This is a genomic window from Micromonospora fulviviridis (assembly GCF_014648395.1).
Taxonomy (GTDB): Bacteria; Actinomycetota; Actinomycetes; order Mycobacteriales; family Micromonosporaceae; genus Micromonospora; species Micromonospora fulviviridis.
Map to the genome: position 1 here is coordinate 947,810 of NZ_BMRA01000001.1, position 21,934 is coordinate 969,743.

At 71.9% G+C, this 21,934-nt stretch carries 26 protein-coding genes and 1 tRNA gene; 15 read left to right on the plus strand and 12 right to left on the minus strand.

Going from position 1 to position 21,934, the window contains the following annotated elements:
* Positions 1-26: 26 nt before the first annotated feature.
* The 3 genes from IEY96_RS04725 to IEY96_RS04735 form a co-directional block, all read right to left on the minus strand.
* Complete coding sequence (locus tag IEY96_RS04725; RefSeq protein ID WP_189193519.1) at positions 27-1,883, minus strand: acyl-CoA dehydrogenase; 1,857 nt, start codon at positions 1,881-1,883, stop codon at positions 27-29.
* Positions 1,884-2,023: 140 nt separating this feature from the next.
* Positions 2,024-3,151 carry a PP2C family protein-serine/threonine phosphatase gene (locus IEY96_RS04730; protein ID WP_189193520.1) on the minus strand — a complete coding sequence of 376 codons (1,128 nt, stop codon included), beginning with the start codon at positions 3,149-3,151 and terminating at the stop codon, positions 2,024-2,026.
* Positions 3,152-3,251: 100 nt separating this feature from the next.
* Positions 3,252-3,875, minus strand: a complete 624-nt coding sequence (locus IEY96_RS04735) for a septal ring lytic transglycosylase RlpA family protein (RefSeq protein WP_189193521.1) — start codon at positions 3,873-3,875, stop codon at positions 3,252-3,254.
* 205 nt (positions 3,876-4,080) lie between these two features.
* Here IEY96_RS04735 and IEY96_RS04740 point away from each other — a divergent pair, with 205 nt between their 5' ends.
* Entirely contained in the window at positions 4,081-4,620 is a 540-nt protein-coding gene (locus IEY96_RS04740; protein ID WP_091316020.1) for a phosphoribosyltransferase, read from the plus strand.
* A 40-nt stretch (positions 4,621-4,660) separates the two neighbouring features.
* A complete protein-coding gene (locus IEY96_RS04745) occupies positions 4,661-5,680 on the plus strand; it encodes a questin oxidase family protein (RefSeq protein WP_189193522.1) in 1,020 nt (339 codons plus the stop codon).
* Here the strand turns inward: IEY96_RS04745 and IEY96_RS04750 are convergent.
* Entirely contained in the window at positions 5,659-6,186 is a 528-nt protein-coding gene (locus IEY96_RS04750; protein ID WP_189193523.1) for an alpha/beta fold hydrolase, read from the minus strand. The genes IEY96_RS04745 and IEY96_RS04750 overlap by 22 nt on opposite strands.
* An 87-nt stretch (positions 6,187-6,273) precedes the next feature.
* On the opposite strand from IEY96_RS04750, the gene IEY96_RS04755 reads away from it, so the two are divergent.
* Positions 6,274-6,708, plus strand: coding sequence for an ASCH domain-containing protein (locus IEY96_RS04755; RefSeq protein ID WP_189193524.1), 435 nt, complete (start codon positions 6,274-6,276; stop codon positions 6,706-6,708).
* Positions 6,709-6,711: 3 nt separating this feature from the next.
* On the opposite strand, the gene IEY96_RS04760 is transcribed toward IEY96_RS04755, so the two are convergent.
* Together IEY96_RS04760 and IEY96_RS04765 are read right to left on the minus strand one after the other, a co-directional pair.
* A complete protein-coding gene (locus IEY96_RS04760; protein WP_189193625.1) occupies positions 6,712-7,596 on the minus strand; it encodes an LLM class flavin-dependent oxidoreductase in 885 nt (294 codons plus the stop codon).
* A gap of 43 nt (positions 7,597-7,639) precedes the next feature.
* Positions 7,640-8,692 (minus strand): MerR family transcriptional regulator, encoded by a 1,053-nt coding sequence (locus IEY96_RS04765; protein ID WP_189193525.1) that lies wholly within the window; start codon positions 8,690-8,692, stop codon positions 7,640-7,642.
* Between the two features lie 141 nt (positions 8,693-8,833).
* Here IEY96_RS04765 and IEY96_RS04770 point away from each other — a divergent pair, with 141 nt between their 5' ends.
* Both IEY96_RS04770 and IEY96_RS04775 read left to right on the plus strand, forming a co-directional pair.
* Positions 8,834-9,154 carry a PadR family transcriptional regulator gene (locus tag IEY96_RS04770; RefSeq protein ID WP_189193626.1) on the plus strand — a complete coding sequence of 107 codons (321 nt, stop codon included), beginning with the start codon at positions 8,834-8,836 and terminating at the stop codon, positions 9,152-9,154.
* A 39-nt stretch (positions 9,155-9,193) separates the two neighbouring features.
* Positions 9,194-10,267, plus strand: a complete 1,074-nt coding sequence (locus IEY96_RS04775; RefSeq protein ID WP_189193526.1) for a hypothetical protein — start codon at positions 9,194-9,196, stop codon at positions 10,265-10,267.
* Here IEY96_RS04775 and IEY96_RS04780 read toward each other — a convergent pair.
* Both IEY96_RS04780 and IEY96_RS04785 read right to left on the minus strand, forming a co-directional pair.
* Positions 10,254-10,814: an NUDIX hydrolase gene (locus IEY96_RS04780; protein ID WP_189193527.1), complete on the minus strand. Its 561-nt coding sequence runs from the start codon at positions 10,812-10,814 to the stop codon at positions 10,254-10,256. The two genes, IEY96_RS04775 and IEY96_RS04780, sit on opposite strands and share 14 nt — an antisense overlap.
* A gap of 31 nt (positions 10,815-10,845) precedes the next feature.
* Positions 10,846-11,739, minus strand: a complete 894-nt coding sequence (locus tag IEY96_RS04785) for a LysR family transcriptional regulator (protein ID WP_189193528.1) — start codon at positions 11,737-11,739, stop codon at positions 10,846-10,848.
* 111 nt (positions 11,740-11,850) lie between these two features.
* Here IEY96_RS04785 and IEY96_RS04790 point away from each other — a divergent pair, with 111 nt between their 5' ends.
* From IEY96_RS04790 to IEY96_RS04820, 7 genes are all read left to right on the plus strand, one after another.
* Positions 11,851-12,207 carry a DUF1801 domain-containing protein gene (locus IEY96_RS04790; protein WP_189193529.1) on the plus strand — a complete coding sequence of 119 codons (357 nt, stop codon included), beginning with the start codon at positions 11,851-11,853 and terminating at the stop codon, positions 12,205-12,207.
* Positions 12,204-12,590 carry a VOC family protein gene (locus tag IEY96_RS04795; RefSeq protein ID WP_189193530.1) on the plus strand — a complete coding sequence of 129 codons (387 nt, stop codon included), beginning with the start codon at positions 12,204-12,206 and terminating at the stop codon, positions 12,588-12,590. Before IEY96_RS04790 ends, IEY96_RS04795 begins: the two co-directional genes overlap by 4 nt.
* Before the next feature lie 67 nt (positions 12,591-12,657).
* Positions 12,658-13,656, plus strand: coding sequence for an aldo/keto reductase (locus IEY96_RS04800; RefSeq protein ID WP_189193531.1), 999 nt, complete (start codon positions 12,658-12,660; stop codon positions 13,654-13,656).
* On the plus strand, positions 13,656-14,147 hold the full coding sequence (locus IEY96_RS04805; RefSeq protein ID WP_189193532.1) for a GNAT family N-acetyltransferase: 492 nt from the start codon (positions 13,656-13,658) through the stop codon (positions 14,145-14,147). The genes IEY96_RS04800 and IEY96_RS04805 overlap by 1 nt, the downstream gene beginning before the upstream one ends.
* Before the next feature lie 82 nt (positions 14,148-14,229).
* On the plus strand, positions 14,230-14,961 hold the full coding sequence (locus tag IEY96_RS04810; RefSeq protein WP_189193533.1) for a DUF899 family protein: 732 nt from the start codon (positions 14,230-14,232) through the stop codon (positions 14,959-14,961).
* Between the two features lie 28 nt (positions 14,962-14,989).
* Positions 14,990-15,766, plus strand: coding sequence for an aminoglycoside adenylyltransferase domain-containing protein (locus IEY96_RS04815; protein ID WP_189193534.1), 777 nt, complete (start codon positions 14,990-14,992; stop codon positions 15,764-15,766).
* A gap of 111 nt (positions 15,767-15,877) precedes the next feature.
* On the plus strand, positions 15,878-16,729 hold the full coding sequence (locus tag IEY96_RS04820; protein ID WP_189193535.1) for an aminopeptidase: 852 nt from the start codon (positions 15,878-15,880) through the stop codon (positions 16,727-16,729).
* A gap of 62 nt (positions 16,730-16,791) precedes the next feature.
* Here the strand turns inward: IEY96_RS04820 and IEY96_RS04825 are convergent, their stop codons facing one another.
* On the minus strand, positions 16,792-17,439 hold the full coding sequence (locus IEY96_RS04825; protein WP_189193536.1) for an MOSC domain-containing protein: 648 nt from the start codon (positions 17,437-17,439) through the stop codon (positions 16,792-16,794).
* A gap of 131 nt (positions 17,440-17,570) precedes the next feature.
* Positions 17,571-17,849, minus strand: a complete 279-nt coding sequence (locus tag IEY96_RS04830) for a hypothetical protein (RefSeq protein WP_229791374.1) — start codon at positions 17,847-17,849, stop codon at positions 17,571-17,573.
* Between the two features lie 245 nt (positions 17,850-18,094).
* On the opposite strand from IEY96_RS04830, the gene IEY96_RS04835 reads away from it, so the two are divergent.
* Positions 18,095-18,673, plus strand: a complete 579-nt coding sequence (locus IEY96_RS04835) for a hypothetical protein (protein WP_229791375.1) — start codon at positions 18,095-18,097, stop codon at positions 18,671-18,673.
* A gap of 120 nt (positions 18,674-18,793) precedes the next feature.
* On the opposite strand, the gene IEY96_RS04840 is transcribed toward IEY96_RS04835, so the two are convergent.
* The gene (locus tag IEY96_RS04840) at positions 18,794-19,456 is read right to left on the minus strand and encodes a Type 1 glutamine amidotransferase-like domain-containing protein (protein ID WP_189193538.1); all 663 of its coding nucleotides are present in this window, start codon (positions 19,454-19,456) and stop codon (positions 18,794-18,796) included.
* A 561-nt stretch (positions 19,457-20,017) separates the two neighbouring features.
* Here IEY96_RS04840 and IEY96_RS04845 point away from each other — a divergent pair.
* Positions 20,018-20,353, plus strand: a complete 336-nt coding sequence (locus IEY96_RS04845; protein ID WP_189193539.1) for a hypothetical protein — start codon at positions 20,018-20,020, stop codon at positions 20,351-20,353.
* A 182-nt stretch (positions 20,354-20,535) separates the two neighbouring features.
* A complete protein-coding gene (locus IEY96_RS04850; protein ID WP_189193540.1) occupies positions 20,536-20,931 on the plus strand; it encodes a hypothetical protein in 396 nt (131 codons plus the stop codon).
* Positions 20,932-21,634: 703 nt separating this feature from the next.
* Here the strand turns inward: IEY96_RS04850 and IEY96_RS04855 are convergent.
* Positions 21,635-21,708, minus strand: a tRNA-Gly gene (locus IEY96_RS04855).
* Positions 21,709-21,934: the final 226 nt, after the last annotated feature.

Sequence of the window (21,934 nt, forward strand, 5' to 3'; positions counted from 1 at the left end):
TCAGGGTCGAATCACCCCGTCGGGGATCAGAACGCCTCCTCCGGGAGGTCCATGATCTCCAGGTCGGCGCCCTCGATGATCCGCCGGTCGGCGCCGATGCGGGGCAGCACCTCGCGGGCGAAGAACCGGGCGGCGGCCACCTTGCCGGTGTAGAACGCCTTGTCGCTCGCGGAGACCTCGCCACCGAGGGCCTTCAGCGCCACGTCCGCCTGCTTCTGGAGCAGCCAGCCGACCACCAGGTCGCCGATCGCCAGCAGGAACCGGCGGCTGCTCAGGCCGACCTTGTAGAGGGCGCGGGCGTCGCCGCCCTGGGCCTCGGTCAGCCAGCCCATCATCACGCCGAGGATGTTCTGGATCTCGCCGAGCGCCTTGCCGAGCGCCTGCCGCTCCTCCTTGAGCTGGCCGTTGCCGGCCTCGGAGGCGATGAACTCCTGGATCTCGCCGGCGACGGCCATGAGCGCCTTGCCGTTGTCCCGGACGATCTTCCGGAAGATCAGGTCGAGGCTCTGGATCGCCGTGGTGCCCTCGTACAGGGTGTCGATCTTGGCGTCCCGGACGTACTGCTCCAGCGGGTAGTCCTGGAGGAAGCCGGAGCCGCCGAAGGTCTGCAGCGACTCGTGGCCGAGCAGCTCGTACGCCCGCTCCGAGCCGACGCCCTTGACCAGCGGGAGGAGCAGGTCGTTGACCCGCTTCGCCAGCTTGGTGGCCTTCTCGTCACCGGCCGCCTCGGCGACCGCCACCTTGTCCTGCCAGGTGGCCGTGTAGCAGACCAGCGCGCGCAGGCCCTCGGCGTACGACTTCTGCATGAGCAGCGAGCGGCGCACGTCCGGGTGGTGCGTGATGGTCACGCGCGGGGCGGTCTTGTCGGTCTGCTGGACCAGGTCGGCGCCCTGCACCCGGTTCTTGGCGTACTCCAGCGCGTTCAGGTAGCCGGTGGAGAGGGTGGCGATCGCCTTGGTGCCGACCATCATCCGGGCGTACTCGATGATCATGAACATCTGCCGGATGCCGTCGTGCTTCTCGCCCAGCAGCCAGCCCTTGGCCGGTACGCCGTGCTCGCCGAAGGTCACCTCGCAGGTGTTGGAGACCTTCAGGCCCATCTTGTGCTCGACGTTGGTGGCGAAGACGCCGTTGCGCTCGCCCAGCTCGCCGGTCTCCTCGTCGAAGTGGAACTTCGGCACGACGAAAAGGGACAGGCCCTTGGTGCCCGGGCCGCCGACGCCCTCGACGCCGACCGGGCGGGCCAGCACGTAGTGGACGATGTTGTCGGTCAGGTCGTGCTCACCCGAGGTGATGAAGCGCTTGACGCCCTCGATGTGCCACGAGCCGTCCGGCTGCGGGATCGCGCGGGTACGGCCGGCGCCCACGTCCGAGCCGGCGTCCGGCTCGGTCAGCACCATGGTCGAGCCCCACTGCTTCTCGATGAAGAGGCGGGCCCACTTCTTCTGCTGCTCGGTGCCCTCGACGTGCAGCACGTGCGCGAAGGACGGGCCGGAGGCGTACATCCAGATCGGGGCGTTGGCGCCGAGCACCAGCTCGGCGAGCGACCACCAGAGGGCGCGCGGGGCGTTGGTGCCGCCGAGGGCCTCCGGCAGGTCCAGCCGCCAGAACTCCGAGTCCATGAACGCCTGGTACGACTTCTTGAACGACTCCGGCAGCGGCGCGGTGTGCGTCGCGGGGTCGAAGACCGGCGGGTTGCGGTCGCTGTCCGAGTAGCTGGCGGCCAGGTCCTCGCGGGCCAGGCGGTCGACCTCGGAGAGGAAGCTACGGGCGGTGTCGACGTCCAGGTCCGTGTACGGCTCCTGGCCGAACGTCCGGTCCGCCCCGAAGACCTCGAAGAGGTTGAACTCGAGGTCCCGAAGGTTGCTCTTGTAGTGGGTCATGCTCGCTGGCCCCGCTTCCGGACAGGTGTTACCGATCAGTAACTCCAGACTGTATTACTCGCCGGTAGCCAACGACAAGCCGATCTCGGAAGTGACAGCGATTACACACTTCCCGTTCACCCGATGGACTGACCGCCGGATCAGCTCTCGGCGGCGCCGACCTCCCAGCTCGGCACGGGCGCGGTGGCGGCGCTGCGGGGCCCCGTGTACTCCATCAGGACCAGCGCGATGTCGTCGTCGAGCCGGCCGTGCACCCACTCGACCAGGGCGGTCTCCAGCGAGGCGAGACCGTCGGCGACGGTGCCGTGGCCGAGCAGCCGCCAGGCCCGGTCGGCGGTCGGGAAGAACTCCCCGTCCCGGCGCGCCTCGCCCAGCCCGTCGGTGAAGAGCAGCAGCCGGTCGCCCGGCTCCAGCCGCTCGACGCGGGGCCGGACCACCGGCATGAAGCCGAGCGGCGGCGCGGGCGCGGGCGGTTCCAGCGGGATCACCGCGCCCCGGCGCAGCAGCAGCGGTGGCGGGTGACCGCAGTTGACGATGGTGAGGGTGCCGCCGCGCTCCTCGACCAGCGCCGCGGTGACGAAGTCCTCGTCGCCCACGTTGCGGGCCACCGCCCGGTCCAGGTCGGTCACCACCGCGCGCAGGTCCGCCCGCTCGTACGCCACGTGCCGGTAGGAGCCGAGCACGATGCTGGCCAGCCGGACCGCGTCCAGCCCCTTGCCGCGCACGTCACCGATGATCATGCGGACGCCGTACGGGGTGTCCATCGCCTCGTAGAGGTCGCCGCCGATCTCGGCGGTGGCCGTGGAGGAGATGTAGCGGGCGGCCACCGCCAGGGTGCCGACCTGCGGGCCCAGCGACCGGAGCACCGCCTGCTGGGCGACCGAGGCGAGCCGGGACAACTCCGCGATCCGCTCCGACTGGCGCTGGCGTACCGCCGCCACGGCGCCGGCGATCGCCGTGGCCAGCGCGATGCCGGCCACGTTGACCGCGGTGACCAGCGACATGGTCTGCTCGGCCAGGGCGAACGCGGCCCCGATCCCGGTGGCGAGCAGGCCCACCCCGAGCACCACCCGCCAGGACGCGAGCGCGGCGGCGAGGAACGGGGCGGCCACCATCAGCGCGACGTAGTGCGCGGGACGGCCGTCGGCCAGCTCGACGGCGGAGACGATCGCGAGCAGCGCGAGGGCCGCGCCGAGGCCGGCGCGGGATCCGGGGCTCAGCGGGCCGTGGCCCGACTGGAAGGGTTGCGTGCGTACACCGGACAGCATGCCTGATGGACGTGAACGGGTGAATGAACCTGGCCCGTCGTCCGAGGAGGTTCTGCCCGGCCGGATCGCGCCGCCGACCCGATCGCCGCCGGTCACCGGGTCAGCCGAGGACCTCGTACCTGACGGTCAGCTCGCCCAGGTCGGTCGAGGCGATCGCGGCGAACGCGGCCCGGGACAGGTCCAGGCAGCGGCCGTCGATGTAGGGCCCGCGGTCGTTGATCCGGACCACGACCGACTTGCCGTTGGCCGGGTTGGTCACCCGGACCTTCGTGTTGAACGGCAGGGTCTTGTGCGCGGCCGTCAGCGCGTCCGGGTTGAACGTCTCGCCGTTCGCCGTCATCTGGCCCTCGTCGTAGAAGGACGCGCCGCAGGAGCCGCTGTCCACGACCTTCGCGGCGGCGGTGGTCTTCTTCGCGGTCGGCTTCGGGCTGGCGGTCCGGGGCTTGCTCCGGGACGCCGCCTGCGTCCGGGTCGGGCTCGGGGTGGCCTTCGGCGAGGGGCTGAGGCTCGGCGACGCGCTCGGCGAGGCGGAGGGGGACGCCGAGCTGGGGGCGAGGGTGCTGGGCAGGGCCTCGACGGCGGCCGGCCCGCCGGTGGGCTCGGCCGAGGTGAGCTGGACCGCGCCCACGGTGCCACCGATGGCCAGCACCACACCGACCGCTGCGGTGGCGGCGATGCCGGCCGGCGAGGAGAACTTGCGGGTACGAAGGTGCCTACCAGCCACCGCCCGGTCCTTTCGTTAGCTGAACAAACCGGCTCGGACCGTAACGAGAGAAGCACTTCCGAAGTCAACGTGATCATGGTGCTATGCCCGCATTTACCCTGGTACGTGTAGCCGATCAAGCCAGCGGCACTCCACCGAACGGAGGAAGGAGCGCTGGCCGGGGCCGGTGCGGCATCGCCTGGCGTCGGTGCCCCAGGATGGAGGCGTGCTGAGCCGACGCCTGGTCGAGTTGTTCCGCTGGGTCGACCCCGGCCCCGGGAGCAGCCATCTGGTCAGCGACCTCTCCGGCTGGTGGCGGGATCCCGAGGTGCTCGCCGGGGTCGGGCCCGCCCTGGCCGGCCTCTTCCCGGCCGCCCGGCCGACCGTGGTGATCGCCCCCGAGGTGACCGGGCTGCTGCTCGGCCCGCTGGTCGCGGTGGCCGCCGGTGCCGGGTTCCTGCCCGCATACAAGGACGGCGGGGAACGGCGCCGGGTCGGGCCGATGCGCTGGGCCGAGACGCCCCCGGACTACCGCGGCCGGCAGCTCCGGATCGGCGTGGACGCCCGCCGGCTCGGCCCCGGCGACCGGGTGCTGCTGGCCGACGACTGGGTGGCCACCGGGGCGCAGCTCGACGCGCTGCACCGCCTGGTCCGGGACAGCGGGGCCGAGTTCGTCGGGACGGCCGCGCTCGTGGCGACCTGTCCCGCGCCGGTCGCCGAACGGCTCCGGCTGCGCGCCCTGCTCACCGGGGAGCAGTTGCCCTGAGGGTTGACCTCAAGGGGGCTTCAACTCCGAGGATCGGCGCATGGACGACGGCATCCTCGACGAGGCGTACCAACGGCTGCACCGGACCGGCCCGGAATTCGAAGGCTGGCTCTCCAACCACGGACCGATGGCGGTCGAGGCGCTGGTCCGCCACGGCCACGGCGCCCGGGTGCACCGCTGGCTGGACGACTACCTGCGCCGGCTGGACGAACTGCCCCGCGGGCTGCGGCCGGTCGACGACTGGCGGGCCGCGCTGGGCGACCCGAAGCGGGCCGGCGACTGGCTCGCCCACTTCGACCGCGAGCTGCGCGACCGGCCCTGGCGCGAGGTGCTCGGCGAATGGTGGCCGCGGCTGCTGCCGGGCATCGCGGCCGGTGCCACGCACGGGGTGATCCGGGTCGGGCACGCGGTGCGGGTGTTGCGTACCGACGGGGAGAACCCGCAGCGGCTGGCCGAGCTGGGGCAGGCGCTCGGCTACTGGGCCGCGCGCTGGCAACCGGTGCCCGGCGCCGGCCCGCTCACCGGGCACTCCGACGTGCCGGCCGCGCTCGCGGCGGTGCCCCGGATCCCGGCGCAGACCGGCGGGATCCGGGACCGGCTCGGGCGGCTGCCCGACCTGCCCGGATGGTCCGACGCGGCAACGGCGCTGCGCCCACCCGCCGACCCGGCCGACGCCGAGCGCACCCTCACCGGCCTGGTGCACCGGGCGGGGCTGGACTACCTGCGGTTCGGGCACGGCAACCCGGTGATGCTGGTGCACGCCGTGACCGCGCCGACCGCGGTCCTGCGTACCCTTCCGGCCCTGGATCCGGCGCTCTGGGCGCCGAGCGTCGCCGCGGCCTGGTCGGCCACGGCCGCCGTGACCTCGGTGTACGCCCCACCCACGCCGGCCCCCGCACCGGCGGTGACCGGGACGGACCCGGCGGAGGTGTTCGCCCGGGCGGCCCGGCACGGCGACGAGCACGTGGTGAAGCTGGCCGACGCGGTGCTGGAGGCGCACGCGGCGACGGGCGACGCCCGGGTGCTGGCCGCCGCCGGCTACGCCGGCCAGCTCATCTGAACGAAGTCCTCGACGGCGGTGCAGACCCGACCGAGCGCCTCGGCGGAACGCGCCAGCGGGCCGGGCACCAGCATCCAGTGGTCGGCGTCCGGCACCTCCAGCACATGCGGGCTGAGCCGGCGGGCCGTCGCGCCGTTCCAGAGCGAGTCGGCCGTGCCCCCGACCAGCAGGCACGGCGCGGTGGCCCGGCCGAGCGCCTCGACCACCTCCGGGTCGCTCAGCACCGGCGTCAGCCACACGGCACGCAGCTCCCGGTCGGCCGCGAGCGGAGCGGCGAAGGCGCCCAACGACTTGCCCACCAGCAGGTCGGCGCCGTCGAGCACGGGGGTCACCTGCTCGGCGACCCAGTCGGCCGTCCGGTCCGCCCGCAGGTCGCGAGGCACCTGCCAGGTCACCTCGTGCACGGCGAAGCCGAGGCGGCGCAGCGCCTCCCCCACGTACGCGAAGAGTGGGGCCCGGGTGTCGTATTCCCGGCCCGGCACCAGCACCGCTCGACGATCCGCCATGCCGCCCACGCTAGTCCCGCCGGGCCGGCCCGTGGGGGCCGTCGAAATCCCGCGACGGGCCGGCGGCCGGCGGTTAGCCTCGGCAGGATGTGGCCCCGCATCGGTGGACTTCGCACCCTCGCCCTCGGCACGCCCGGCGAGCTGCGCACCACCCTCAACACCCTCGTGCTGTCCGGCGTGAAGACCGCCACCGCCGGCCTGCTGACCGACGAGTACGCCGCCGAGAACGAGGAGCTGGAACGCGTCGGCGAACGGCTGGTCCTGGTCGACGACGACGACAAGCTGATCGGCGTCGTCGAGGTCACCGACGTCGAGGTGGTCCGCTTCGCCGACGTGACCTGGGACTTCGCCCGCTCCGAGGGGGAGGGGGACCGGTCCATCGAGGAGTGGCGCGAGGGGCACCGCCGCTACTGGGCCCGGGTCGGCTTCCCCGTCGACGACGACAGCCAGGTGGTCTGCATCCGGTTCCGGCTGGTCTCCGCCGGGGACGGCGGGATCAGCACCGGCGACCTGGGCACCTGACGGTCACGCCCGGCGCAGCTCCGGCAGCAGCCGCGCCGCCTCCACCAGCACCGCCTCGTCGCCCGCGTACCAGCTGCTGGCCCGGGGCCAGTGGGTCACCACGTCGGTGAAGCCCAGCCGCGCGGCACGGGCGACCTGTTCGGCGAAGAAGTCCGCGCTGCGCAGCGAGAAGACCGGCGCCGAGTCCAGCGACAGGTAGCGGTCCAGGGTGGCCGGGTCGCGCCCGGCCTGCTCCAGCGTCGCGTCCAGCCGGGCGGACAGCTCCGCCACGGTCGACCACCAGCTCTCCAGGTCGTCGCCGCCCAGCCCGGTGGTCACCCAGCCCTGCCCGAAGCGGGCGACCAGCCGCATCGACCGGGGCCCGTTCGCGGCGACGACGAACGGCACCCGGGGCTGCTGGACGCAGCCGGGATTGTTCCGCGCGTCGACCGCGGCGAACCACTCGCCGCGCCAGGTCGTGCCGTCCTCCCGCAGGATCAGATCGAGCAGCTCGGTGAACTCGGCGAACCGGTCGACCCGCTGCCGGGGCGGCAGGGTCTCCCCGCCGAGAACGGCCGAGTCGAAGCCGATGCCGCCCGCGCCGAGGCCGAGCAGCACCCGGCCCCCGGAGACGTCGTCCAGCGCGGTCACCTGCCGGGCGAACGCCGCCGGGTGCCGGAAGTTCGGCGAGGCGACCAGGGTCCCGAGGCGGATCCGGGAGGTCACCGTCGCGGCGGCGGTGAGCGTGGTCATCGAGTCGAACCAGGGGCCGTCGACCAGGTCGCGCCACCCCAGGTGGTCGTAGGTCCAGGCGTGGTCGAAGCCCCACTCGTCCGCCTGCTGCCAGCGCCGCCGGGAGTCCGACCAGCGCTGGTCCGGCAGGATCACGATGCCAATCCGCATGATCACCAGGGTACGACCCGGGTCGGACATGCCGACCCGGGTCGGGGGACTACGCCGCCACCAGGTCGGCGACCACGCAGGCGATGTTGTCGGGCGCGCCCGCGGCGTACGCGAGGTCGACCAGGCGCTCGACGGCGGCCTCCGGGTCGTCGGCCCCGGCGAGCGTGGCTTGCAGCGCCTCGGGGTCGACCACCGCGGCGAGGCCGTCGGAGCAGAGCAGGTAGCGGTCGCCGGCCAGGGCCGTGCGCAGCGCCAGGTCGGCCTCGACCTCGCCGGCCCCGAGCGCCCGGGCCAGCAGGGCCCGCTGCGGGTGCGCCCCGGCCTCGGCGGGAGTCAGCTTTCCCTGGTCGACCAGGGACTGGACGTAGGTGTGGTCCTGGGTGAGCCGGGACAGCTCGCCGCCGCGCAGCAGGTACGCCCGGGTGTCCCCGACGTGCACGAGGGCCAGCCGGGTGCCGCGCCGCAGGATGGCGGTCAGCGTGGTGACCGGCTGGTGGTCGCCGGTGGCGTGCGCGCGTACCGCCCGGTCGGCCGCGCCCACCGCGTCGGCGAGCGCGGCGAGCAGGTCACCGGCGGGCGCGTCGGCCGGCTCGAGCGGCCGCAGCGCGTCCACGGCGGCGGTGCTGGCGGCGGCGCCGCCGGGGCCCCGCATGCCGTCCGCCACGGCGAGCAGCGTCGCGCTGGCGTAGGCGGTGTCCTCGTTGGAGTCCCGGACGGTGCCGGTCTCGCAGCGGCGGGCGTACCGGAAGGTCGTGTCGGACATGGTGGTGCCCCTCTCGGTGAGCTGGTCGACGAGGAGCGCGACGGCGCGCCCGCGGGCCACCGTGTCGGCGCTGACCCGCCGCCACCAGGCGTCGACCGCCTCGGCGGCGGCGTCCGGCGGCAGGCCGCAGACGGCCTGGATCTCGGCCAGCGGCATGCCGGCCCGGCGCAGCGCGGCGATCAGCCGGGCCCGGTCGAGCTGGTCCGGCGCGTAGTACCGGTAGCCCGAGTGCGGGTCGACGGCGGCGGGTGGCAGCAGCCCCAGCTCGTCGTAGAGCCGCAGCGCCTTGGGCGTCAGGCGCGCCGCACGGGCGAACGCCCCGATGGTCAGCAGCTCCACGGGCCCATCCTCCTCGCACCGGTCGCGTTCCTCGTGCCGGTCGCGGCGACCGGCACGGACCACGCTGGGCCTTGCCGCAGGGGCAGGGTCAAGGCGTTGACGATGTATCGATCACTTATATATGTTGCCGGCGTGACCCAGATGCGGGAGCCCACGTTCCTGATCCTCACCGCGCTCGCCGGCGGCCCCCGGCACGGCTACGGGATCATCCAGGAGGTCGCCGTGCTCTCCGCCACGCGCGTCAGCCTGCTGCCCGGCACCCTCTACACCGCGCTGGACCGGCTCACCGCGCAGGGCCTCGTCGAGCCCGACCGGGAGGAGGTGGTCGACGGCCGGCTGCGCCGCTACTACCGGCTCACCCCCGGTGGCCTCGACGCGCTCCGGGCCGAGACCGCCCGGCTGCGCCAGCTCGCCACCGCCGCCGAGACCCGCCTGCGCGCCCTGCGCCCCCGCACCGCCTGACCCGCGTCCCCGCCCCACCTCTCGACCGCAGGGGAGACCATGTCGCTCACCCGCCGCTACCGCCGGTTGCTGCTCGCCTATCCCCGCGCTTACCGGCGCGAGCACGGTGAGGAGCTGCTCGGCGTGCTGCTCGATGCCGCGCCCGCCGGGCAGACCCGACCCACCCTCGGCGAGGCGGTCGACCTGGTCCGGGGTGGCCTGCGCTGCCGCCTCGGCCGGCCGGCCAGCAGCACGGTCGGCGTGTGGGCCGTCCTCACCGCGCTGATCTGCGGGCTGTTCACCGCCGCGCTGGCCAGCCGGGTCGCCTGGGAGACCTCCCGGCCGCAGCCGGACCGGGCCGAGTTCGCCGCGGTCTTCACCGAGGCGTTCCCCGGCCACCGGCTGGGTGAGGACGTGTCGACCGCCCGCGCGCTGTTCGTCATCTACGGCCAGCCGCTGTCCCGGGCCTCCCTGCGCGATCTGCTGCTCGGCGACGGCGGCGAGTACCAGGAGGGCGGCGCCGGAGGCTCCGCGGTCGGGCCCATGCCGACGTCCGAGGCGGAGACGCTGGCGACCGCGCAGCAACGCCTCCGGGCCGCCGGCTGGCAGGTGTACGAGCCGACCTCCGAGGTCCTCCAGACCTGCGCCGACCCCCGCTGCGACCCGGCGAGCCAGCCGGTCGAGACGGTCCTGGTGGCCCGCCGTGGCGACACCGTGCTACGGGCCACCTTCGACGACCCCCGCTCCTTCGGTTCCTACCTCGGGGTGGAACTCAAGCGGGCCGCGCCGCCGGCCGTGCTGCCCGTCGCCGTGCTGGCCGGGCTGATCGGTGGCGTCCTGGCCTGGCTGGTCTTCGCCTGGACGAGCCGGCGCACCGAGGACCGTCGGCGGGCACCCCTGCTGCTGGGGATCACCCTGTTCCTCTGGTGGGCGCCGGTGCTGCTGGCCACCGCGTCGCTGGCCCCACACCACCTCGACGAGCCGCACCCGAGCTGGCACCCGCTCTGGGAGTGGCTCGGTCAGCCGACCCTCTCGCTGTTCTTCCTGGTCGGCCTGGCCGCCGCGCTGATCCTGGTGGCCACCGCGCTCACCCCTCGCCGGGACCTGCACCCCCTGACGGTCAGCCTCGGCTGAGCTTCGCCAGCATCCGGCCGAGGTGCGGCTCGACCGTGCCGGGCGGGGCCTCGGCCACCTCGGCGGGTGTCCACCAGCGGACGGCCCGGAACTCCGCCGGGTCGGGGATCAGCTTCTGGTCGCGGCTGCCGGTCAGCACGTACCAGAGGCTGACGTCGGTGTGCCGCTCCTCCGGAGGGCCGACGGTCCCGGTCACCGTGAGGAAGGCCGGGTGCTCGCCGAGGGCCGGCGCGAAGACGGCCGGCACGCCCAACTCCTCCACCATCTCCCGGCGTACGGTCTGCGCGGGGTGCTCGCCCGGCTCGACGTGACCGCCGCTGGGCAGCCACATGCCGGCCTTGCGGTGGTCGACCAGCAGCACCGCGCCGTCCGTCTCGTCGCGGAGCAGGAAGTAGGCGACCAGGTGCGGTGAGGGCGTGCGCGGCTTCGCCCGGCGGAAGATGTCCGCCGTCCCGGCCAGCCAGGCCAGCGCCGCGGCGCGATGCCGCCCCTCCAGCTCGTCGCCCGGCGTCAGCGCCTCGACCAGCGCCCGGATCTCGTCCCGCACGCCGTCATGCTGCCAGCCGGGTCCGACATCGTCAGGGCTCCGGGACGGGGTTGGCGTCGACCGCGGCGCGGACGAACTCGCGTACCCGGGTGGTGGTGTTGCTGGCCAGCCAGACCGGACCACGACGGATCGGCGGCGCGTCGCGGATCGGCACGTACGCCAGGTCGGGGCGGGCGTGGTAGTGGCGGGTCTGCTCGCCCACCGGCAGCACCCCGCGTCCCATCGCGACCAGGGCGAGCATCTCGGAGAACGTGGTTCCGGCGGGGCCCTGCGGCACCGGCCGTCCCGACGGGGTCCGGTCCGGCGTGCGGTCCCGCTTGAACGCGGCCGAGGTCACCGCCGGGTACTGCACCACCGGGTGGTCGGCCAGTACCTCCAGCGACACCGACTCCTCGCCCGTCAGCGGATGGCCCGCGGCCACCGCGAGCACCCGGCGCTCGTGCAGCAGCGCCGGGCCGTTCGCCATGCCGTCGAAGGGGTACGAGGCGATCAGCACGTCGATCGAGCCGTCCCGCAGGCTCGACCGGGTGGTGGCGAGCGGGGCCTCGTGGACGTGCACCACGCAGTCCGGGTGGCGCTCGGTGAACAGGGCGACGGCCCGCAGCAGCACCGGGGCGGTCGACTCACCGACGTACGCCACCCGCAGCTCGCCGGCGAGCCCGCGCCCGGCGTCGACGGCGCGCTGGACGGCGTCCTCGATACCGGCCACCAGCGGGCGCAGCTCCTCGGCGAGGCGGGCGCCGATCGGAGTGAGCCGGACCACCCGGCTGGTCCGCTCGAACAGCGGCGCCCCGATCCGGCGTTCCAGCTTCCGCACCACGTGGCTGATCCGCCCGGTGGTCACCCGCAGCCGCTCGGCGGTCCGCCCGAAGTGCAGCTCCTCGGCGAGGGTCAGGAACGTCTCGATCTCGTACCGCTCCAGCACCGCCGCCCCACCGTTGAATCCTGGTCAACGATCGTAGCCCGATCGCGTCTTGGTCCGGACGGCGCCGCGGACGAGTGTTGACGGTGTTCCCACCGCACGCAGGAGGACCACATGGAACCCGTCACCACCTACCCGACCGGCCTCGACGCGCCCTTGCGCGAGACCGGCGAGAAGCTGCGTTCCGTCATCGAGGCCGCGCTGCCGGAGGCCGCCGGCGCGATGTGGCACGGCCACCCGGTCTGGGGGCTCGGCGACCGGCCCGGGAAGACGCCGATCTGCCTGGTCAAGGCGTACCCGGCGTACGTCACCTTCGGGCTGTGGCGGGGGCAGGACGTGGCGGACGCCTCCGGGCGGCTCGTCCCGGGCGCGCGCCGGATGGCCTCGGTCAAGCTGCGCACCGTCGCCGAGATCGACCCGGAGCTGTTCAGCGGCTGGCTGCGCGACGCGTACGCGCTGGAGACCCGGTGAGCGCCGTGCGGGTGACCGGCTTCGACCACCTGGTCCTCGCCGTCACCGACGTCGAACGGTCCCTCGCGTTCTACTGCGACACCCTCGGCCTCGCGCCGGTACGCGTCGACCGCTGGCGCGCCGGCGAGGTGCCCTTCCCCTCGGTACGCGTCAACGCCGACACCATCATCGACCTGGTCCGCGGCGAGCCGGACGGGTCGAACGTGGACCACTTCTGCCTGGTGGTCGAGCCGCTCGACTGGGCGGAGGTGGTCGAGTCCGGGGTGTTCACCGTGCTGACCGGGCCGGTGCCGCGCTTCGGGGCGCGGGGCACGGCCACCTCGATCTACGTCCGCGACCCGGACGGCAACACCGTCGAGCTGCGCTGGTACCCCGGGGCTTGACTTCGAGTCCGCTCGAACCCGGAAAGTGGCAACCGGCAGAACCACGTCACGGAACGGGGAGCGGATCATGAAGCGCACGTTGGGGCGGAGCGGGATCGAGGTCAGCGCGCTGGGCATGGGCTGCTGGGCGATCGGCGGCCCGTACGCCGGTGGCGCCAACCAGTACGGGTGGGGCCGGGTCGACGACGCCGAGTCGACCCGGGCCGTCCGCCGGGCCCTCGAACTCGGCGTCACCTTCTTCGACACGGCCAGCAGCTACGGCGCCGGGCACAGCGAGGTGGTGCTCGGCCGGGCGCTCGGCGCCGACCGGGACCGGGTGGTGATCGCCACGAAGTGGGGGTTCACCTTCGACGAGCGGACCCGGGAGGCGCTCGGCACGGACAGCAGCGTCGCGTACCTGCGTAGCTGCCTGGACGGCTCGCTGCGGCGGCTGGGGACCGACCACGTCGACCTCTACCAGCTCCACCTCGGCGACCTGCCGGTCGCGGAGGCGCTGGACCTCATCGGGCCGCTCGAGGACCTGGTCGCCGCCGGCAAGATCCGGGCGTACGGCTGGAGCACCGACGACCCGGAACGCGCCGCGGCCTTCGCCGCCGCCGGCCCGCACTGCGCGGCCGTGCAGCACGACATGTCGGTGCTGGCCGACCGGCCGGCGATGATCGAGCTGTGCGAGCGGGCCGGGCTGGCCAGCATCAACCGGGGACCGCTCGCCATGGGCCTGCTCAGCGGCAAGTACGCCGACGGCCGCACGGTCGCCCGGGACGACGTGCGGTCGCAGAGCTACGACTGGATGACCTACTTCCGCGACGGCGCCGGGGCGCCCGAGTGGCTGGCCCGGGTGGAGGCCCTGCGGGAGGTGTTCGCCACCGGCGGCCGTACGCCCACCCAGGGCGCGCTGGCCTGGCTCTGGGCCCGCAGCGCGGCCACCGTCCCGATCCCGGGGTTCCGCACCGTCGCCCAGGTCGAGCAGAACGCCGGCGCGCTCGCCCACGGCCCGCTGCGGCCCGACGAGTTCGCGGCCGTCGAGGATCTGCTCGCCGACCTCCGCGTTGCTACCGTCTCCTGATGCCCGAACTCGAACGGCTCGCCACCCGTCATGCTCCGGCGTTGCTCCGCTTCGAGCGGGTGAACCGGGCGTACTTCGCGCGGTTCGTGCCGGACCGGGGCGACGACTACTTCGACGAGTTCGCCGACCGGCTCGCGGACCTGCTGACGGAACAGGACACCGGCGCGTGCCACTTCCACGTGCTGGTCGACGACGACGGCACGGTGCTGGGCCGGTTCAACCTCGTCGACGTGGCGGACGGCAGCGCCGAGTTGGGCTACCGGGTGGCCGAGCGGGTTACCGGGCGCGGCCTGGCCCGCGAGGGCGTACGCCGGGTCTGCGCGCTGGCCCGTGACGAGTACGGGCTGCGCCGCCTGGTCGCGTCGGCCGCACTGGCGAACCCGGCCTCCCTGGCGGTGCTCCGGCGGACCGGGTTCGTGCCGGTCGAGGAGGTGCTGATCGGCGGGCAGCCCTGCCTGCGGCACGTCCTCGACCTCACCGCGGACTCCTGATCCCCGGGTGACCGATGAGAATCGCCGGCCGGGCAGGTCCATACCGGTGACCGATTCGGACGCCCGAAGGAGAACGCCCCCGATGACGACTTCCACCTACCGCACCGCCCTGCCGCCGATCGTCGACCGGGAGACGTGGCGGCGCGAACGTGACCACCTGCTGGCCCGGGAGAAGGCGCACACCCGCGAGGGCGACGCCATCGCGGCCGCCCGGCGCCGGCTGCCCATGACCCCGGTGCCGCCCGTGACCGTGCAGGGCCCCGGCGGGGAGACGCCGCTGCTGGACGTCTTCGAGGGCCGCCGGATGCTGATGGCGTACTTCCACATGTGGCACGACGGCAAGCCGTACGAGGACCAGTGCGAGGGGTGCACCTTCGCGACCTGTCACATGGAGAGGCTGGACTACCTGCACGCCCGGGACGTCACGTACGCCGTGCTCTGCCAGGGCTCCTACGCCGACAGCGCCCCGTTCGCGGAGTTCATGGGCTACCGCTTCCCCTGGTACTCGGCGCGGGACTCCGACCCGGCGCTGGTGGACGGCCGTGGCTTCGGTTTCATCGCCTGCTACCTGCGCGACGACGACGACCGGATCTACGAGACCTACTGGACCACCGGGCGCGGCGTCGAGGCGTTGACGACCAGCTACCACGCCCTCGACCTCATGGTCTACGGCCGGCAGGAGAACTGGGAGGACTCACCGGAGGGGTGGCCGAAGGTCAGCGGGCACCAGTGGCGTCTCGACGGCCGCCCGATCGCGCAGTGGAGCCGCCCCGGTGTCACGGCGGCGACCGGGGAGTCCTGCTGCGGGAAGTGATCGCGGCTTCGGCGCTACCGTGAACGTGGTGATCGAGGAGCTGACCCGGCGATACCTGTACGCGGTCGACCGGACGCTGCCCGGCTACGTGCGGGCGCTCTACGTCGTCGGGTCCGCCGCGCTCAGCGCCTGGCAGCCTGGCGCCAGTGACGTCGACACGGTGATCCTGACCTCGCGCGCACCGGCCCGCGACGACCTGGCCCGGCTCGCGCGGATCCACGCCGGGATGCCCCCGTCACCCCATTTCGACGGCGTCTACCTCGAACCCGCGCTGGCCCGGTCCTGGCCGGCGGACGGCCGGGCTGTCCCGTTCGTGGTCGACGGCGAGTTCCGGACCGACGCGCCCTGCGGCGAGCTGACCCCCGTCCTCTGGCTCACCCTGCAACGCCACGGCATCCCGGTGCGCGGCCCGGCCGTCGCCGATCTGGGGGTACGGGTCGACCCGGAGCAGCTTCGCCGATACAACCTCGACAACCTGCGGGACTACTGGCAGTCCAGTGTGGCGGCGTTCCCCACGGAGCTGGCCGGCGTGGCCCCGGCCACCGCCATGGACGGCGGGATCGTGAGCTGGTTCGTGCTGGGACCCGCCCGGTTGCACTACACGCTGGCCCACGGCGGCATCATTTCCAAGGCCGCGGCGGGCGAATATCTCGCGCGCCTGTTGCCCGAGTATGCCGGCCTCGCGCGACGGGCCGTCCGTTGGCGCGCCGGCGGCGCGGAGCGGTTCACGGCCGCCGACCTGCTCGACGCGGGCCAGAGTGTCAACGCGGTCGCCAACGACGCCTGGCGTCGCTTCGGCAACTGACCTGCTCCGCGGTCAATTCGCCATTCGACTATCAGACAAATTGGTGCCGATCCTGCCCGCCCCACATTGTGGGCTACGCGCACTTCCGGGTCGTCTGTCACGATCTTGGCCATGCGTCTTTCGATCGGCCTGCTCGTTGCATCCGTCGCGGCTGGTCTGCTCTCGGTTGGGGCGGCGCTGCTCGCCATGCCAGCGGCGTCGCTGCAGTTCGGCCTCGTCATGCTGCTCGCACTGCTGGGCCACGTCCTGATGGATCGAGGTGCGCGCCGCGTGCGGTGGGCCGTCGCCGCCGGCATCGGGCTACTTGCCGTGGTGGCGGCGATGAGACTGCTCTGGTACCAGGAACAGGTCGATGAAACAGGCTTGCTGGCATACGGCCAGGGGGTAGCGAAGACGTCGATGTTGGCGCGTTGGCGGGAGTTGATCGACCGGGAAAGGCTCGCCACGCTGGGCCTGACGCTTGGCGTTCTCTGTCTCGCGGCCGGTGTGCTGGCGTTACCGTCACGCGCCAGGCGGCGGGGCGTGGCGACCACCGTCCTCGCGCTGCTGTTACTGGCCTGGTTCGGGCTGAGCTTCGCGCAGGAGTTCGGCCGTTATCCGCTGCTCGACCTGCTCGGAACGGTATGGCCGGCGCTGCTCGCCGCCCTCGTGACCATGGGGGCACTCGCGCTGTCGGGGTGGCGGGCCGACCGGCGTTGGCTGCTCCCGGTGGGGTTGTTCCTGCTGTCACTCGTAGCGGCTGACGCATACTCGGATCTCGCCGCGCAATGGTCAGGCTGGTGGGTCATGGCCAAACCTGCCGACGGCGCCTTTCTGGAGCCAGGAGTGATGGTGAGCACGGCAACGGAGGGCTTCCCTCAGGTGCCGTGGGCCATCGAGGCGGCAATCCCGCTCGCCGGCGCGGGTCTCGTGGCCGTCGGCGCGTTGCGCAGCTCCCGCGAGGCTGACGCTTCACAGCGTTGAGGCCGGGCAAGGTTGATCTCTCGGAGAGCGGATGGCGGGCCAGCCCCGAAACCCGGCCCTCCTCATGGACACCGCTTGCGGACCAGTTCCCTTTCTTCCTGGGGCAGCGCCTCGGCGGCCAACAGTTGCGGCAACAGCTCCGGTTCGAGTGTCATCGCACGGAAGACGAGCTCGACGGTCACGTGGTGAGCGGGCCGGTACATGATCTCGACCGGGTCGTCGGCGCGGACCTGGCCCGGCTCGATCACACGCAGATACGCGCCCGGCACCGCGGCCTGCGTGAACCGCTTGATCCAGCCGTGCTGTTGCAGCCAGCCCTGGAACGTCGCACACGGGATCCGTGCGCATGACACCTCCAGGACGACATCCGACCCGATCCGCCAGCGTTCGCCGATCAACGCGCGATTGACGTCGAGGCCAACGGTCGTCAGGTTCTCCCCGAAGCCACCGTTGGTGATCGGCCTGTCCAACTCGGCTTCCCAGCGATCGAGATCCTCGCGGGCGTACGCGTAGACAGCCTGGTCGGGACCGCCGTGGTGCTTCACGTCATAGACACGGTCGCCCACGAGACCGACTTCGCCGGTGCCCTTGGGGCCGGGGGCGACGACAGCGACCGGGCCGGGAACAGGTCGCTTGTCAATTCCTGTCGCGCTGAGCTTCTTCCACGGATTGGGCCGAGGCTTACCCACATTGACGGAGAGAAGCTTCATGCCAGCGAAGGTAGGGCCGGTTGCCCGCCGAAGCGACTCATTTCCCGGCCACTGCCAGCGGGGCATCCACCCTCCTCGGCATGGCCCTGGCCGACGCCGGACGAGCCCGGGGTCGACCACCAGAAGCCCCATCACCATGCGCCCACGAGGCCACCGACGGACATCGCAAGGCCGAGGCCCCGGACGAAGTAGCGCCACGGCGCTAGCGATGCAACGACGTGCGCTCGCCCCGGCCCTTGCTGATAAGGAATCCCAGCTAGCAGTACAGCAATCGCCACCAAAGCCAGCGCCATCCACGACTCGTCCATGGTGACGATACGGAAGTACGCGATCACCAGGCCGGCACCGGCCCCCAGCCCGCCGAGCAAGGACGCCCACCCGCGCCCATCGGGCCATATGATGCGCAGCATTCGGCCAGCCGTACCCCTCCAGGCACGCCTTCAATCCCCGCCCAGGTCGGATGACACTTCGGTGTGAACGCGGCTGCAGGGCACCGACGGCTGTCTGCTGCCAGAAAACCTCAGTCCACGCACGTTGTTCGGGCTCCAGCCGCGTCCGGTGTTATCGCTTGCCGTCTCGTTCGCTGCGTCTCTGCTGCTCCCGCGCCTCCCGTCGCCCCGCACGCGTACGGCGACCAGGTCGCTACCCTTCGCCGGTGACGAATGGTGCCGGTGTCGCATTGGGTATCGAGGCCGCTCGGCGGTTAGCACAGCTGGACCTGGTGGACATCCAGCCAGGACTCACCGACGCCGAGTTCGTCAGCATCGAGCGACGGTTCGGCTTCGAGTTCGCCGACGACCACCGCGCCTTCCTCGCGGCCGGGCTGCCAGTCTGGACACCTGGCCACGATGACCACCCCGACAAGGCAAGTTGGGGCTGGCCGAACTGGCGCCAGCTCGACTCCACCACCCTGCAGGAGCAGGTTGACTGGCCGTTCACCACCGCGCTCGACGACATCCAGCACGGCGAGTGGCCACCCGGGTGGGGCAATCGCCCTCACGACCTCGTCCGGCGCATTGCCAAGGCGAAGCGCCTTCTCGCCGACGTTCCCCGGATGGTTCCCGTGTACGCCCATCGCTACCTGCCGGCTGGCCGGGGCTCCTTCGGGCATCCCGTGCTCTCCATCCACCGGCTGACCGACATCATCGTGTATGGCCACGACCTCGCCCACTACATCGATCAGGAGTTCCGAGAACCCAGGGTGACTGTGACCTTCTGGCGTGACTACGTGTGAGAGGTGAAGGCCGACGCCCGACTGCTTGACCCCCAGGCAACCGACACCGCTCCCCAACCTGGGCAGTCCTGGCCTTCTGGCTCCGGCGGGAGTTCCACTGACATCACGTATGGCGGGCGGCTATGACCCGAACTCCTTCCATTGCCCTTCGGAGACCACCTCGACGGAGCCGTCGACGACTTTGATGGCCGTCTGTTCGTCGATGGCGTAGGCCGGGACACCGATTTCGGCGGCCCACCGCTCTGCGTGGGCCAGGGTGTTTGTTGGGAAGGCGTCCAGGTGCGGGAAGATCGAGAAGTCGACGACTCCGAGGGTGCGGTCGTCCGGCGCGGACGGCCACTCGACGAAGTACGTTCCGATCCGGGGCGTCATCACCATGCTTCCGGCACTCACTCCCACCCAAACCGTGTCGGGCAGCGATGGCAGTAGATCGGCCAGCCCGGACTCCCGCATCCAGTGGCACAGGTACGTCGCGTCGCCGCCGTCGACCAGGAGCACGTCAGCCTCCCGGACCCAGGGGACCCATCGCTCCGCGCCGATGGTGGGCAGTGCGGTGAGCTCGAGGACACCGAGCGACGCCCAACCCAGGCCGGACGGGTACTGAAACACTGGCTCGGCGGCTACGAACCCCCGCACCGATTTCGGACCGCACATCGGGTGACCCCACTGTGCTGTCGGGACGCAGAGGGCGTGGCACTCGGCGATCGGCTTGCCGAGGAGCTGCACGAGCGCCGAGTGGATGCTTGGGTTCGTGACGCCGCCTGACGTGAGCAAGAGCTTCAAGACGCCCCCAAATTCGCGCGCGGAAGGTGGATATGCCTGAAGACCCGGGACCGTGCTGGAACTCATCGGAGGTCGGGCAACCTGAACAAAATCATCGGCTGGTCGTCGGCGGTCGACAAGCTTGGCGTGTCAGGTCTGCACTTCCATGATCTGCGGCACTCGGGTAACACGATCGCGGCGCGGACGGGCAAGAAGTCGGCGGCCGGTCCCTCAGACAAGGCGAACGGCAAGGGCAAGAAGGCCGGTAAGAAGCGTGGCTAGTGGCCCGTGGATGGCCCGTCGGGCGCTGGCGGCCCGTGGAACATCGAAGGCCCTGACCGGGACGAACCTCCTGGCCAGGGCCTTCGTGCTGGAGCGGGTGACGGGAATCGAACCCGCACTGTCAGCTTGGGAATCGGGTTGATCTGCACTGTGAGTAAGCCGTGCTGGCAGCTGAGCGAGCACGGAGCGTCCAGATCGCGGATGCCGAGGTGCCCTTGTAGGCCGGTGTTGACCGCTGCATCGGGCACGCATCGGGCACGCCGCGATAGGCAGGGCCCGCGCGGATACCAGAATGGCGAGGTGCTGAGCTACGTCCGCTGGTACTGGCCGGAAGAGGATCGTTGGAACTACGACGAACTCGACACCGATCGGTGGTCACTGCGCCACGTCGAGCTTCGCGGGTCTGACCAAGCGGTCATGGCGGCGGCGTCTCTTGCGGAGGTGCTGGCCGCACGCGACTCAGGGGGCGCGGGCGCTGTCGTGAGGTACGAGAGGCGGTATGGCGTCGTACCTGAAGCGCTGTTCCCGTCGCCTGACGCCGACGTCGAGCCTGTGCTGGAGACTCTGTCTGCCACCGAGTTCGAACAGCTGTGGAGGCGGGCTCGCCGCCAGTTGGACCAGGACGAGAGCAGGTGACCTGTTCGGTGTGAGCGAATGAGCGGCGGGCGGTGAACTGCCCCAGAGCCCCTGCCCACCTGCTGCGCCAATCCGCCGTCGTCCGAGTCCGTCCGTCGGCGTGCGTACCGATCGTCACTCAGCTGGTCACCCAAGCTGATCGACTCCGATTGCTATCAGACGCCATCGGTAGGCTGCGCGCCATGATCACACGACCCACGGAGAAGTGGGGCCGCGAGGTGCAGGACCAGAAGGGCCGCATCGCCGCAGGAACCCTCGCTGAAGATGACGCCTACGCCCTACACCTCTGGCCAGAGGCATTCATCGCCGCTGTCGATACTGTTCTTGACGCCTACGAAGCAGACGTACGCTCGTTCTCGTCACCGTCCGATGACGAGGTCTTCGCGTCGGTCGAGCGGGTCGTCATGGCTCTCAACGCGATCGATGAGGAACACGGCCGGATCGAGACGGGCGAGCGCGAGAAGCTGTGTGAGTACATCGATGATGTCCTGACAGATGCGGGCATTGACGTCGAAGGTCTTACCTCTCGACGCGACATGGAGCGGACCGAACTTACTGACGACTGGCGCGACTGGTGAGGCATTGACCCGGCCAGCGGAACCTCGCCATCCCGTCGCCGTCGACCCGCCCTTGTGGGAGCGGGCCGCCGTCGGGGCCGCCACGTCAAGACGGCCTTGACTCACGGACGGACGCTGGCGGCCCCGGCGGCGGTCTGCTCGGCTCGCCCCGGGTCTTCGGCGGTGGGATGGCGCTACCGCAACCACCCACGGACCGCGACCCGCGTACGGAGCCCCGGCCATCCTGGAGTCGTTGCGCCCCCGCCGGAGGCGCAGTAGCCGCAACCCCGCGACCGCCGGCAGCTCGCCGACGCGGCTGGCATGCGCTCCCCTACGCCGCGCGGGCTCGTGGCCGCGCGGCCCGGCCGGCTGCCGGCCCACCACACCACCGGTCAACGGCCTGTCGTCCTGCGGCGGCCCTTCGGGCTTCCCCGCGTTCCGCGCCAGCCGCTGGGCATCGGCGTGTCGGCCGCAGAGCGACAGCGACAGCGGCCGGCGCGCCCAGGCGGCGGCGCGTGCGGCCCGTCAAGGGCCGCCTTGACCCGGGCGGCGATGATCTACCAGCACACCGCCCGCGAGCGCGACGAGCACATCGCCGATGCGCTCAGCTCACAGATCAAGCAGAGCAGGGGATCGGGCACGTAGCGGGCACGGCCAGCGCAAGAAGCGGTAGCAACGATCGAGGCCCCAGCCAGGAAACCTGTCCTGAGCTGGGGCCTCGCGCTGGAGCGGGTGACGGGAATCGAACCCGCACTGTCAGCTTGGGAAGCTGATGTTCTGCCATTGAACTACACCCGCAGGCGGCACCACTGTACCTGAGGGCACCGCCTTCCTGCACCCAGGTACCCCCGCAGCCCGATCACGCGTCGCAACCAGACCGAAACGATCTTGTCACGGTGGAGCGCCGATCAGCAGCGGAAAGTTTCACCACGGCAACATATGGTCGTTCTCAAATCCTTCGATCGGATGTAACGTCTCCCACACGTTTCCGACCCGGCGTGACATACCCCCTGTCATGCCGTTC